General features: G+C 64.7%; 12 protein-coding genes. 10 read left to right on the top strand and 2 right to left on the bottom strand.

Annotation, left to right across the window (positions count from 1 at the left end; all coding sequences use genetic code 11):
* Positions 1-34 precede the first annotated feature (34 nt).
* Positions 35-757 (bottom strand): 16S rRNA (uracil(1498)-N(3))-methyltransferase, encoded by a 723-nt coding sequence (locus ABDB87_RS18920; protein WP_345930007.1) that lies wholly within the window; start codon positions 755-757, stop codon positions 35-37.
* 114 nt (positions 758-871) lie between these two features.
* Here ABDB87_RS18920 and ABDB87_RS18915 point away from each other — a divergent pair, with 114 nt between their 5' ends.
* The 10 genes from ABDB87_RS18915 to ABDB87_RS18870 all read left to right on the top strand — a co-directional run bounded on the left by ABDB87_RS18915 (position 872) and on the right by ABDB87_RS18870 (position 12,525).
* The gene (locus ABDB87_RS18915; protein ID WP_345930004.1) at positions 872-1,669 is read left to right on the top strand and encodes an inositol monophosphatase family protein; all 798 of its coding nucleotides are present in this window, start codon (positions 872-874) and stop codon (positions 1,667-1,669) included.
* Complete coding sequence (locus ABDB87_RS18910; protein ID WP_345930002.1) at positions 1,669-2,550, top strand: phosphoribulokinase; 882 nt, start codon at positions 1,669-1,671, stop codon at positions 2,548-2,550. The genes ABDB87_RS18915 and ABDB87_RS18910 overlap by 1 nt, the downstream gene beginning before the upstream one ends.
* Positions 2,551-2,708: 158 nt before the next feature.
* Positions 2,709-4,715, top strand: coding sequence for a transketolase (gene tkt, locus ABDB87_RS18905; protein ID WP_345930000.1), 2,007 nt, complete (start codon positions 2,709-2,711; stop codon positions 4,713-4,715).
* Between the two features lie 124 nt (positions 4,716-4,839).
* Positions 4,840-5,850 (top strand): type I glyceraldehyde-3-phosphate dehydrogenase, encoded by a 1,011-nt coding sequence (gene gap / locus ABDB87_RS18900; protein ID WP_345929998.1) that lies wholly within the window; start codon positions 4,840-4,842, stop codon positions 5,848-5,850.
* A gap of 75 nt (positions 5,851-5,925) precedes the next feature.
* Positions 5,926-7,107 (top strand): phosphoglycerate kinase, encoded by a 1,182-nt coding sequence (locus ABDB87_RS18895; RefSeq protein WP_345930036.1) that lies wholly within the window; start codon positions 5,926-5,928, stop codon positions 7,105-7,107.
* A 194-nt stretch (positions 7,108-7,301) separates the two neighbouring features.
* Positions 7,302-8,729: a pyruvate kinase gene (gene pyk, locus ABDB87_RS18890; protein WP_345929996.1), complete on the top strand. Its 1,428-nt coding sequence runs from the start codon at positions 7,302-7,304 to the stop codon at positions 8,727-8,729.
* A 216-nt stretch (positions 8,730-8,945) separates the two neighbouring features.
* Positions 8,946-10,010, top strand: coding sequence for a class II fructose-bisphosphate aldolase (fba, locus tag ABDB87_RS18885; RefSeq protein WP_345929994.1), 1,065 nt, complete (start codon positions 8,946-8,948; stop codon positions 10,008-10,010).
* Between the two features lie 128 nt (positions 10,011-10,138).
* On the top strand, positions 10,139-10,411 hold the full coding sequence (locus tag ABDB87_RS18880; RefSeq protein ID WP_345929992.1) for an oxidative damage protection protein: 273 nt from the start codon (positions 10,139-10,141) through the stop codon (positions 10,409-10,411).
* Between the two features lie 133 nt (positions 10,412-10,544).
* Positions 10,545-11,441, top strand: a complete 897-nt coding sequence (locus ABDB87_RS18875) for a phosphoribosylaminoimidazolesuccinocarboxamide synthase (protein WP_345929990.1) — start codon at positions 10,545-10,547, stop codon at positions 11,439-11,441.
* Between the two features lie 97 nt (positions 11,442-11,538).
* The gene (locus ABDB87_RS18870; protein ID WP_345929989.1) at positions 11,539-12,525 is read left to right on the top strand and encodes an esterase/lipase family protein; all 987 of its coding nucleotides are present in this window, start codon (positions 11,539-11,541) and stop codon (positions 12,523-12,525) included.
* Positions 12,526-12,533: 8 nt separating this feature from the next.
* Here ABDB87_RS18870 and ABDB87_RS18865 read toward each other — a convergent pair whose 3' ends face one another.
* A complete protein-coding gene (locus tag ABDB87_RS18865; RefSeq protein ID WP_345929987.1) occupies positions 12,534-13,391 on the bottom strand; it encodes an HDOD domain-containing protein in 858 nt (285 codons plus the stop codon).
* Positions 13,392-13,464: the final 73 nt, after the last annotated feature.

Raw genomic sequence — 13,464 nt, 5'->3', positions numbered from 1 at the left:
GAGTACCCGCAGATCCTGGTTCATTTTTTCCATTTCAAAAGTCGCCCCACAGGGCCATCATCGCAGCCAGGGCCGCCAGCCCGGCAGTTTCGGTGCGCAATACCCGCGGCCCCAGTCGCACCGGCCGGCAGCCCGCCGCGCGCGCCGCCGCCAGCTCGCCTTCGCTCCAGCCCCCTTCGGGCCCGATCAGCAGGCTCACCGGGCCCTCGGGCCGCGGCATTGCAGACAGCGCTTCACCCTCGTCGGGCGAAAGAATCCAGCGCTCGCCCTGCACGTTGCCTGCCAGCCATTGCGGCAGCCGCCGCAGTTCGCCCACCTCGCAGAGCCGGCGGCGACCGCATTGCTCGGCAGCCGACACGGCCACCTGTCGCCAGTGCTCAACGCGCTTGCCCGCCCTTTCGCCGACAAGCTTCAGCACGCACCGCTCGGCTTCAACCGGCTGGACCGCCACGGCCCCCAGCTCGACGGCCTTCTGCACGATCCAGTCCATCTTGTCCGCCACCGCCAGGGCCTGGACCAGGGTGACCTGCAACGGCGCCTCGCGCTCGCCCTCCACCGGCCGGCCCAGCTTCACGCCCGCTTCGCCGTCAAGCTTCACGAGCTCGGCGTCGAACTCCGCGCCCTTGCCATCAAAGACCCGGACAGGCTCGCCATAACGCAGCCGGAGCACGCGCAAGGCATGGTGAGCCACCTCGTCAGGCAGGCGCAGGCTCAGATCTTCGGCCAGTGGCAAGGGGCAATGGAAGCGCGGAGGCATGGTGCTATCATCTTCTGGGCTGCGCACGGAACGCCTGCCCGTGCAATGGCTCATTATATCGGGCTTGCGCTTCGCAACTCCCCCGTTTTCCGACCCCTTTCCGCCGACTGCGCCATGCCTCCCCTGTCCCGCGCCCGTGCCCTGGAATCCGTCGTCCGCGATGTCGCCCGCGAAGCCATCATGCCGCACTTCCTGCGTGCTGCTCGCGAGTTCAAGGAAGACGGCAGCTCGCTGACCGCTGCCGACCTGGCCTCGCAGCAGGCCTTGCTCGAGCGTCTGCCCGAAGTGCTGGACGCCCCGGTCATCAGCGAAGAGATGACGGCCGCGCAGCAGCTTGAATGCTGGGAGGCCGGACAGGAAGGGGTCTGGTGCATCGACCCGATCGATGGCACCACCAATTTTGCCAACGGCATCCCGCTGTTTGCCGTATCGGTGGCCTACATGGTGGGCGGCGAAACCCAGTTCGGCGTGGTCTACAACCCGACCACCGACGAATCCTTCTATGCCGCCCGCGGCGAAGGCGCCTGGCTCAACGGCCGCCGCCTGCCCCTGCGTGCGCCGGCAACGCGGCTCAACGTGGCCGTGGCCGGCATCGACTTCAAGCGCATCCCGAACACCCTGGCCGCCAACCTGGTCATGACGCCGCCCTACTATTCGCAGCGCAACTTCGGCTCCTCGGCGCTGGAGTGGTGCTTCGTGGCAGCCGGGCGGCTGGATGTCTATCTGCACGGCGGCCAGGCGCTGTGGGATTACGCGGCCGGCCGCCTGATCCTGGCGGAAGCCGGTGGCAGCTATGGAGTGCTCGATGGCGGGCCGCTCGAGCCTGCGCCGCTGCCCAAACGCGCCGTCGTCCTCGCCTCCAGCCCCGCGCTGCATGGCGAGTGGCTGACCTGGCTGCAGGCACATCGCTGATGTCGGTCCGTCACCCCGTTATCGCCGTCACCGGATCTTCCGGCGCGGGTACCTCGACGATCTCCCGGACCTTCGGCCACATTTTCCGCCGCGAAGGCATCCGTGCCGCCCGCGTGGAAGGCGACGCCTTCCACCGTTACACGCGCAGCGAGATGCGTTCGCTGATTCTCGCGGCGGAAGCCCGCGGCGAACGCGGACCGAGCCATTTCGGCCCGGAAGCGAACCTCTTTCCCGAGCTTGAAGCACTGTTCGCCGGATATGGCGAAACCGGCCAGGGCCGGACCCGTCATTACATCCATGACGAAGAAACGGCCCAGACCTTTGCCAGCCCGGTGGGCAGCTTCTCGCCCTGGCAGCCGCTGCCTGAAGACAGCGAACTGCTGTTCTACGAGGGCCTGCATGGCGGCGTAGTCACCGATGAAGTCGACATTGCCGGCAAGGCAGACCTGCTGATCGGCGTGGTGCCGACCATCAATCTGGAATGGATCCAGAAACTGATGCGTGACACGCAGGAGCGTGGCCACACACTGGAAGCGGTGCAGACGACGATCCTGCGCCGCATGCACGACTATGTGCATACCATCGTGCCGCAGTTCTCGCGCACCCATATCAACTTCCAGCGCGTACCCATCGTCGACACCTCGAATCCCTTTGCGGCCAAGGACATCCCGCTACCCAACGAAACCCTGGTGGTGATTTCCTTCCGCAACCCGGCCGGCGTGAATTTTCCCGAGCTGCTGACCCTGCTCCATGGTGCCTGGATGACCCGGCCCAACACCATCGTCCTGCCCGGCAGCCAGATCGAACTCGCGCTTCAGGTCATCCTGCTGCCGCGCATCAAGGCTCTGCTCGAAAACAGCCGGATCGCCCGCAGCGCCTAAACCCGGGGCTCTTGCGCTCCGTCAAGCGGAACCCGCACACCCTCGGCTATCGTCTTGAGGGAAATTCGTAATTCACGGCTATCACACGGGTGGCGCGCCCGTCTTCGATGTCAGATAATGAACGGCTCCAGACCTCTCGCGGCCCGCACCTGATCAACATGAACTCCAGAACCCCCAGCATCGACTTCACTCCGCTTACCGGAGCCCTGCGCGCACTGGCCATGGACGCCGTCCAGCAAGCCAACTCCGGACACCCCGGCATGCCGCTCGGCATGGCCGAGATCGCGGAAGTCGTGTGGCGCCGCCACCTGCGCCACAACCCGGCCAATCCGGGCTGGAGCAACCGCGACCGCTTCGTGCTCTCCAACGGTCACGGCTCGATGCTGCTGTATGCGCTGCTGCACCTGACCGGCTACGACCTGCCGATCGACGAGCTGAAGAAATTCCGCCAGCTGGGTTCCAAAACTCCGGGCCACCCCGAAGTGCATTACACCCCGGGCGTCGAAACCACGACCGGCCCGCTGGGTCAGGGTCTCGCCAATGCCGTGGGCTTTGCACTGGCCGAAAAGATGCTCGCTGCCCAGTTCAACCGCCCGGGTTTTGATGTGGTCGATCACCGCAGCTGGGTCTTCCTCGGCGACGGCTGCCTGATGGAAGGCATCAGCCATGAAGTGGCCTCGCTGGCCGGCCTCTGGAAGCTCGGCAAGCTGACCGCCTACTACGATGACAACAACATCTCGATCGACGGCGAAGTCGATGGCTGGTTCGCCGACGACACCCGGAAGCGCTTTGAAGCCTACGGCTGGCAAGTGATCGGCCCGATCAACGGCCACGACGCTGCGGCCCTGCAGGCCGCCACACTCGAAGCCAGGGCCGACGCGGAACGTCCCGCCCTGATCATCTGCCGCACCACCATCGGCGCAGGCGCGCCGACCAAGGCAGGCACCTCCGACTCTCATGGCGCGCCGCTGGGCGCAGCCGAAATCGACGGTACGCGCAAGGCGATCGGTTGGAACCATCCGGCGTTCGAAGTGCCGGCTGACATCTACGCCCAGTGGGATGCCAAGGCTGCAGGCGCCAAGGCCGAAGGCGAGTGGAACACGCTTTTTGCCGCCTATGCTGCGGCTCATCCGGAGCTGGCCAGCGAACTCAAGCGTCGTCTGGCAGGCGAACTGCCGGCCGGCTTCAAGGCGGCTGCGGATGCACTGATCGAAAAGGTTCAGGCCAAGGCCGAAACCATCGCCACCCGCAAGGCTTCGCAGAACGCCATCGAAGCGCTGGCGCCCGCCCTGCCCGAACTGCTCGGCGGCTCTGCCGACCTCGCCGGCTCGAACCTGACGCACTGGTCCGGCACCAAGGACTTCCTGCCGGGCGTCGCGGATGCCAACTACATCAACTACGGCGTGCGCGAGTTTGCCGAAGTGGCGATTGCCAACGGCATTGCGCTCCACGGTGGCTTCATTCCCTACACCGCGACCTTCCTGGTGTTCTCGGACTACTGCCGCAGCGCGATCCGCATGGCCGCGCTGATGCACATCCGCCAGGTGATGGTGTTCACGCACGACTCGATCGGCGTCGGCGAAGACGGCCCGACCCACCAGCCGGTGGAGCACACCGCCTCGCTGCGCCTGATCCCGAACCTGAACGTCTGGCGTCCGGCCGACACCACTGAAGCTTCGGTGGCCTGGATCCACGGCATCGAGCGCGCAGACGGCCCGACCCTGCTGGCACTCACGCGCCAGAACCTGCCCTTCAACACCCGCAGCGCCCAGCAACTGGCCGACATCCGCAAGGGTGGCTACGTGCTGGTCGACGCCGCTGACGCGAAGGCGGTGATCATCGCCACCGGTTCGGAAGTAGGCGTGGCGCTGGCCGCGCAGAAGCAGCTGGCCGAGGCCGGTGTGCCGGTACGCGTGGTCTCGATGCCCTGCAACCGCCTGTTCGACCAGCAGGATGCGGCCTACAAGGCGGCCGTGCTCGGCAAGGGCCTGCCGCGCGTGGCGATCGAAGCAGGTGTCACGGACGGCTGGTACAAGTATGTCGGCCTGGATGGCATTGTCATCGGCATGGACCGCTTCGGCGAATCCGGCCCCGGCGGCACGCTGTTCAAGCATTTCGGTTTCACGCCTGAAAAGGTGGTCGAAGCAGTCACCAAGCTGGTTTAGACTGCTGGTTTCGCGCACCGGGGGCCTTCCCCCGACCCGGTGACGCCGTGCAACGAGGCTCGGCGCAGCACGCGATGGTGGTGGATTGTTCAACAATTATTTTTGTTCTCAGGAGTAAGACAAGATGGCAATCAAAGTCGGCATCAATGGTTTCGGCCGCATCGGCCGCATGGTGTTCCGCGCCGCCGTGCAGAACTTCAAGGACATCGAGATCGTTGGTATCAACGACCTGCTCGAGCCTGACTACCTCGCCTACATGCTCAAGCACGACTCCGTGCACGGCAAGTTCAAGGGTGAAGTCTCGGTTGAAGGCAACACCCTGATCGTCAACGGCCAGCGCATCCGCCTGACCGCCGAGCGCGACCCCGCCAACCTGAAGTGGAACGAAGTCGGCGCCGACGTGGTCGTCGAATCGACCGGCCTGTTCCTCGAGAAGAGCGGCCAGTGGGGCGCTGACAAGCACCTCGCCGCCGGCGCCAAGAAGGTCGTGATGTCGGCTCCGTCGAAGGACGACACCCCGATGTTCGTGTATGGCGTGAACCACACCAGCTACGCAGGTGAGGCCATCATCTCCAACGCTTCCTGCACCACCAACTGTCTGGCTCCGGTCGCCAAGGTGCTCAACGACACCTTCGGCATCAAGCGCGGCCTGATGACCACGGTGCACGCTGCCACCGCCACCCAGAAGACCGTTGACGGCCCGTCCAACAAGGACTGGCGCGGCGGCCGCGGCATTCTCGAGAACATCATCCCGTCCTCGACCGGTGCAGCCAAGGCTGTGGGCAAGGTGATCCCCGAGTTGAACAAGAAGCTGACCGGCATGTCCTTCCGCGTGCCGACTTCCGACGTCTCCGTGGTCGACCTGACCGTCGAGCTGAACAAGGAAGCTTCGTACGAGCAGATCTGCGCTGCCATGAAGGCTGCCTCCGAAGGCGCCATGAAGGGCGTGCTGGGCTACACCACCGAGAAGGTCGTGTCGACCGACTTCCGTGGCGAACCCTGCACCTCGGTGTTCGATGCCGACGCCGGTATCGCGCTGGACTCCACCTTCGTCAAGGTCGTGTCCTGGTATGACAACGAGTGGGGCTACTCCAACAAGGTGCTGGAGATGGTCCGCGTCGCGGCCAGCAAGTAAGTAAGGCCTGAAAGAGCCGCTGCCCTGCAGCGGCTCTTTTCATGCATCGCACGCTTTGCCTGAGGGTCAGTGACCATGCTCTTCCGGAAATTCAGGGATCTCGATCTGACTGGCAAGCGGGTATTCATCCGTGCCGACCTGAACGTCCCGCTGGATGACTCGGGCAATATCGGCGACGAATCCCGCATCCATGCGGCGCTTCCGGCGATCCGCGAAGCACTGGCGCAAGGTGCTGCGGTCATGGTGACCTCGCATCTCGGCCGTCCCGCCGAAGGCGATCCGCAACCCGAAGATTCCCTGGCGCCCGTCGCCACCCGCCTCTGCGCGCTGCTCGGGCATCCGGTCCGCCTCGTTCAGGACTGGACCCATGGCCTCAGCGTGGAAGCCGGCGAACTGGTCATCCTGGAGAACTGCAGGCTCAATCGCGGCGAGAAGGCCGACAGCGCAGAACTGGCGGCACGTATCGCGTGCCTCTGCGATGTCTATGTGAATGATGCATTCGCGACGGCACATCGCGCCGAATGCACCACGCATGCCCTCGCGCTCGCGGCCCCCATCGCCTGTGCCGGACCGCAGCTGACCGCGGAGCTCGAAGCACTCGGGCGCGCCGTCGAATCGCCGGAACAGCCGCTGGTGGCGATTGTCGGTGGTTCGAAGATGTCGACCAAGCTTGCGATCCTGCAGAACCTGGCCCTGAAGGCGGACCGCCTGATCGTCGGTGGCGGCATTGCCAACACCTTCCTGATGGCAGCCGGATTCAAGGCCGGACGATCACTGGTCGAGCCCGAACTGCTGGCCGAAGCCCGCCAGATCATGGCTGGGATGCGCGGCCGGGGCGCCTCGGTGGTGTTGCCGATCGACGTGGTCACCACCCGTGAATTCGCCCCGCAGGCAGATGCCATCGTCAAGCCGGTCGCAGAAGTTGCCGATGAAGACATGATTCTTGATATTGGTCCGGAAACGGCTGCGGAACTCGCTGCACAATTGCGTACAGCCCGTACCATCCTGTGGAACGGGCCGCTCGGTGTGTTCGAGTTCGACCGCTTTGCGGAAGGCACGCGCGCACTGGGCAGGGCCATCGCCGATTCGTCGGCCATGTCGCTCGCCGGCGGTGGTGACACCATCGCCGCAATCGGCAAGTTCGGCCTCGCAGCACAGCTGGATCATGTATCAAACGCCGGCAGCGCCTTTCTCGAGTTCATCGAAGGAAAGACGCTGCCTGCACTGGAAGCCTTGCAGCAAAGAGTCAATCACTGAACAACCCGGGCAACTCACCCCTGCCCCTGAAAAAAGAATACTGCCCGATGACCAAATCCGTAGCTCCGGCTGCCAAAACCCCCCGGAAAGCGGCCTCTTCCCGCTCCGCAGCACCTGCTGCCGTGAAGACACCCCGCACCAAGGCAGCAGCCAGTTCTCTCCCTGCTCAAAACACATCCTACGAAGGAGTTTCCATGCAACGTCACACCAAGATCGTCGCCACCCTCGGCCCGTCCTCCAATGATGCCGAAACCCTGGAGCGCATGATCCGCGCCGGCGTCGATGTCGTCCGCCTGAATTTCTCGCACGGCAAGGCCGAAGATCACGCCGCTCGCGCGAACATGGTTCGTGACGCTGCCAAGCGTGTGGGCAAGCCGGTCGCCATCCTCGCCGACCTGCAAGGCCCGAAGATCCGCGTCGGTAAGTTTGCCAACGGCAAGACCTTCCTCGAGAAGGGTCAGAGCTTCATCCTCGACGCCTCATGCGAAATGGGCAATGACGAGCGCGTCGGCCTCGACTATAAGGAACTGCCCAACGACGTGAAGCCGGGCACCATCCTGCTGCTCAACGACGGCGCCATCGTGCTGGACGTGGAAAAGGTCATCGGACCGGAAATCCACACCCGCGTGCGTCACGGCGGCGAACTGTCGAACAACAAGGGCATCAACCAGAAGGGTGGCGGTCTGACCGCCCCGGCGCTGACCGCCAAGGACATGGAAGACCTGAAGACCGCTGCCGCCATCGGCATCGAGTACATCGCGGTCTCCTTCCCGAAGAATGCCGCTGACATGTACATGGCTCGCACCCTGCTGCGTGCCGCCGGCTCCAACGCCCTGACGATCGCCAAGATCGAGCGCACCGAAGCGGTCGAACCGAAGACCCTGGCTGAAATCCTGGAAGCTTCCGACGGCCTGATGGTGGCCCGGGGTGACCTGGCAGTCGAAGTGGGTGAAGCCGCTGTGCCGGCGCTGCAGAAGAAGATGATCAAGCTCGCTCGCGAGATGAACAAGCTGGCGATCACCGCGACCCAGATGATGGAATCGATGATCACCAGCCCGGTGCCGACCCGCGCCGAAGTGTCCGACGTGGCCAACGCCGTGCTCGACGGCACCGATGCCGTCATGCTGTCGGCCGAAACCGCTGCCGGCAAGTACCCGGTTGAAGTGGTCGAAACCATGGCCCGCGTCTGCGAAGAAGCCGAAAAGTCCTACCCCGGCAAGCTGGATCCGGAATTCCTGAACCGCACCCTGTCGCGCATCGACCAGTCGATCGCCATGGCTGCGCTGTTCTCCGGCCATCACCTCGGCGCCAAGGCCATCGTCGCACTGACCGAGTCCGGCTCCACCGCGCTGTGGATGAGCCGCGTGCGTCCGGGCCTGCCCATCTACGCACTGACCTCGCAAGTCGAAACCGTGGCCAAGTGTGCGCTGTATCGCGGCGTGTTCCCGATGCAGATGCCGCGCATCACCGATTCGCGCGACCACCTGCTGCATGAAGCCGAACTGACCCTGCTGAAGAACAAGCTGGTTCAGCCGGGCGACATCGTGGTGGTCACCGTCGGCGAACCGCTGGGTCAATCCGGCGGCACCAACAGCCTCAAGATCCTCAAGATCGGCGGCTGATCAGGCCCAGACGGCCGGCGGTAAGCTGCAGCGCAGCATCCCGCCGGCAAAAAAGCCCGAAAACGGCCTCTGCGCAAGCAGAAGGCCGTTTTTTTATCGCCCCACGCGGGCATTGTTCCTGAACATGACAGGAGCCCGAAGGGTAGAATTCACCCCCGAGCGACCGCGAATGCCGGTCTGGTACTGACAACGACAACTTTCCGAAGGGACTCCAACATGGCACTTGTTTCCATGCGTCAACTGCTCGATCACGCAGCCGAATTCAGCTACGGGCTGCCCGCGTTCAACGTGAACAACCTCGAACAGGTCACGGCCATCATGGAAGCTGCCAATGAACTGGACAGCCCGGTGATCATGCAGGCCTCGGCCGGCGCCCGCAAATACGCCGGTGAAGCCTTCCTCCGTCACCTGATCGACGCCGCCGTCGAAGCCTATCCGCACATCCCGGTGGTGATGCACCAGGACCACGGCCAGAGCCCGGCCGTCTGCATGGCCGCGATCAAGTCCGGCTTCAGTTCGGTGATGATGGATGGTTCGCTGCTGGAAGACGGCAAGACCCCCTCTTCCTACGAATACAACGTGGAAGTCAGCCGCGAAGTCGTGAAGTTCTCCCACGCCATCGGCGTCTCGGTGGAAGCCGAACTGGGCTGCCTGGGTTCGCTGGAGACCGGCATGGCGGGTGAAGAAGACGGCATCGGCGCCGAAGGCAAGCTGGATCACGCCTCCATGCTGACCGATCCTGAGCAGGCCGCAGACTTCGTCAAGCAGACCCAGTGCGACGCACTGGCGATCGCCATTGGCACCAGCCACGGCGCCTACAAGTTCACCCGCAAGCCCACCGGCGACATCCTGGCCATTTCCCGCATCAAGGAAATCCACGCCCGCCTGCCCAACACCCACCTGGTGATGCACGGTTCCTCTTCCGTGCCGCAGGATCTGCTGGCCATCATCCGTCAGTACGGCGGTGACATCGGCGAAACCTACGGCGTGCCGGTCGAGGAAATCGTCGAAGGCATCAAGCACGGCGTGCGCAAGGTGAATATCGACACCGACATCCGCCTGGCCATGACAGCAGCCGTCCGCAAGTTCATGTTCGAGAATCCCTCGAAGTTCGATCCGCGTGACTACCTCAAGCCCGCGCGCGCTGCCGCCCAGGCCATCGTCAAGGCCCGCATGGAAGCCTTCGGTTGCGCAGGTCAGGCCAGCCGGATCAAGCCGATCGCACTGGACAAGATTGCCGCCCAGTACAAGAGTGGCGCGCTGGCCCAGCAAGTGAAGTAAGCCTCCTTGCGCCGGAAACAGGGCCTCCCGCGTGGAGGCCCTTGTCTTTGGCGCGCCGGCGCCGCTGCGGCACTACCGGCTTTCCACTACAATTGGCTTCCCCGAACGCATTACACAGGAATTCCGTCATGGCACGCATGGTCAAGTGCATCAAGCTCGGCACCGAGGCCGAAGGCCTCGATTTCCCGCCCATTCCCGGCGAGCTGGGCAAGAAGGTGTGGGAAAACGTCTCCAAGGAAGCGTGGCAGCAGTGGATCAAGCATCAGACCATGCTGATCAACGAAAACCGCCTGAACCTGATGGATCCGAAAGCCCGCAAGTACCTGTCCGAGCAGATGGAACGCCATTTCTTCGGCGGCGGTGCTGATGCCGCCTCGGGTTACGTTCCGCCCGCGCAATGACCCTGCCGGGTCGGCATGCGCAGTCGGGCCATCCCGGCTCGCCATGTCCGGCCCCGTTTTCTGCCCGGTACCCAGCCCGATTTCCCCGTTCGCAGTCTCCCGCCTGCATCCCGTTCCCGGAGTTTCAGCCCTCATGACCCAGCCCCTCTACGAAGCCTCCATCACCAGCCTGCCCCTGCTCGGGCACGGCAAGGTCCGCGATATCTATGCGGTCGATGAGGACAAGCTGCTGATCGTGACCTCCGACCGGCTCTCGGCCTTCGACGTGATCCTGCCGGATCCGATCCCGCGCAAGGGCGAAGTGCTCACCAAGACCGCCCTGTTCTGGTTCGATCGCCTCGCCCACATCCTGCCCGGCCAGCTCACCGGCATCGCGCCGGAAGACGTCGTGGCCGCCAGCGAGCGTGACCAGGTTCGTGGCCGCGCGCTGGTCGTCAAGCGGCTCAAGCCGCTGCCCATCGAAGCGGTGGTGCGTGGCTACATCATCGGCGGCGGCTGGAAGGATTACCTCGCGACCGGCAAGGTCTGCGGCCACACGCTGCCGGTGGGCCTCAAGCAGGCGGCCAAGCTCGAACAACCGCTCTTCACGCCCTCGACCAAGGCTGAAATGGGCACCCATGACGAGAACATCGACTTCGCGAAATGCGTCGAGCTGATGGGCGAAGACCTGTCCGCCAAGGCCCGCGATGCCGCCATCCAGCTGTATTCGGAAGCCCGCGACTACGCCGCGACCCGCGGCATCATCATTGCCGACACCAAGTTCGAGTTCGGTCTAGATGCGGCCGGCACCCTGCACCTGATCGACGAAGCGCTCACGCCGGACTCTTCCCGTTTCTGGCCCGCAGACAGTTATGCCGAAGGCATTTCGCCGCCGTCCTACGACAAGCAGTACGTGCGCGACTACCTGGAAACGCTGGACTGGAACAAGACTGCGCCGGGCCCGAAGCTGCCGGCCGAGGTCATCGCCCGCACCAGCGCCAAGTATGTGGAAGCCTACGAGCGTCTGACGGGTCGCAGCCTCGATGCCTGACGCCCCGGACGCCTGCGAAGACCGGTAAAGCGCCTATTCAGGCGGAGCGCCGAACACCGATAGAATCGGAGCTCCGCCGTGTTCCGGATCACCGCCGATGACGCGCCGCACGTTTTTCGCCCTGTCCGCCTTCTTGCCCGCCTGGCTGGCGCTCTGCGCGCCGGCCCTCGCAGCGGCCGATGCGTCGTCCCCCGACGAAAACCGGCTGCTGCCGACCCCGGATCTGGTGCTCGAGATTCCAGGCCTCGGCCCCTGCAATGACAACCCGGATCGCCGGCTGCAACTGCGTCGCGGCGAACCCGTGAAGCTCATGGTCCACGGCTGCCGCGGCTCTGCCGGCGAATTCCGCTCGCTGTCCCGGGTCTTCGCGTTCCAGGGCCAGCAGAGCGCCTGTTTCAGCTATGACGATCGCGCCGCACTGGACGACGCAGCAGGCGGCTTGCGCCGCGCACTGCAGCAGCTTGCAGACGCCACCCCCGGTTCGGCCCTCACCCTGATCGGCCACAGCCAGGGGGCGCTGATCAGTCGCCGCGCCGTCAGCACCCAGGCTTTGTCGATCCCGGATCAGGCGGTACCTGCGGTCGAGCTGGTCACGATTTCCGGCCCCTTTGCCGGCATCGCCGCGGCCGCACCTTGCGGCTGGACCTGGCTGCATGTGCTGAGTCTGGGTCTGACGGCCGCCTCCTGTCGCATCGGCACCGGTGCAAAATGGACCGACATCTCCGCCGCATCCCACTTCATCCGGGCACCCGGAGCGCTGAGCCCGGGCGTTTCCCGCCATCTCAAGATCGACACCGACGAGCGCGACAGCTGCCGGCGCGAAGAGGGCGGGCGCTGCGTGGAAAGTGACGAGATCTTCTCGCTGGCCGAACAGCGCTCGCCCACGGTGGAAGCCGACCCGCGCACGCAAAGGCTGGAGCTGCAGGCAGGGCATGTCGAGGTCGTGGGTGATCGCCATATCGAGCCGCGCAAACTCATCGCCCTGCTGCAGCGCGAAGGGGTGCTCCGGCAAGCGGCGCCCTCGCGACAGGCTGCCTTCAGCCAGCTGATCAGCCGCCTCTACGGGCCCGCCCGCAAGGACTGAGCCACGGTTCAGGCCGTGAGCATGGCCATCGCGGCGGCGCGGCGCACGCGGGCTTCGTCGAGCATGCGGTTGATGAGATCCGGCTCCACATTGCGGAAAGCGTCCTGCCGTCGGGTGATCTGTTCTTCCAGCGAAACCGTGGAAAAGGGATTCGGCGTGCCGGCGGCGGTATTGGCCAGAAACAGCAGGTCGGAGAGGTGGCGCGGCGGCCATACGCCGGTGCACTCGTCCTGCGTATCGATGGCGTCGACGATTTCCTCCGGCGTGCCGAGCGCGACGAGCACGGCCTGGCCGACGCGGCGGTCCCAGTAGAGAATGAAATCCGCGAGCTCGCTCTGCTCCTCGAGCAACTCGGGAAAATCGCGGCTGCGTGCCAGCAGGTAGAACTGGCCGATCGCGTGCACCATGCCGGCGAGCAGCGCGGTGTCGGGATTGAAGGTGTCGAGCTGCACCGCGATCGCATGGGAAAGCGAGGCGACGTCGAGCGAATGCCGCCACAGCTGGTCGGCCAGCCGCCAGACCGGTGCAAGCTCCTGCGCGGTGGCGATCTGATCCCCGATCACGGCCAGTGCCAGCACCCGCGCGCTCTTGAGACCCACCCGCATCAGCGCGCGCTGCACATCGCTGACCTCGATGCCGGACGGGTTGTAGAAAGCCGAATTGGCCATGCGAAGCAGCTTCACCGACAGCAGCGGCTCCAGACTGATGGCGCGGGACACCGCAGTCAGCCCGGCATTCTCGTCATCCAGCGCGCGCCGGATCTTCAGCGTGGCCTGCATGCAGGTCGGGAACACCAGCTCGCCACTCTTGAGTTCCTGCTCGATGGCGGCACTGAACGCCCGCCGCCGATCGACTGTCTCTGCCATAGTCCAACCCTTTCAAACCGATTTTTGCCGCACTCAGTCATTGACGGCACAATGTCCCCCGAACTTCAGCTCC

The sequence above is a fragment of the Uliginosibacterium paludis genome, assembly GCF_039631355.1.
GTDB lineage: Bacteria > Pseudomonadota > Gammaproteobacteria > Burkholderiales > Rhodocyclaceae > Uliginosibacterium > Uliginosibacterium paludis.
Note: the sequence above shows the minus strand (reverse complement) of the source record. Positions and strands in the feature narration are given on the sequence as shown.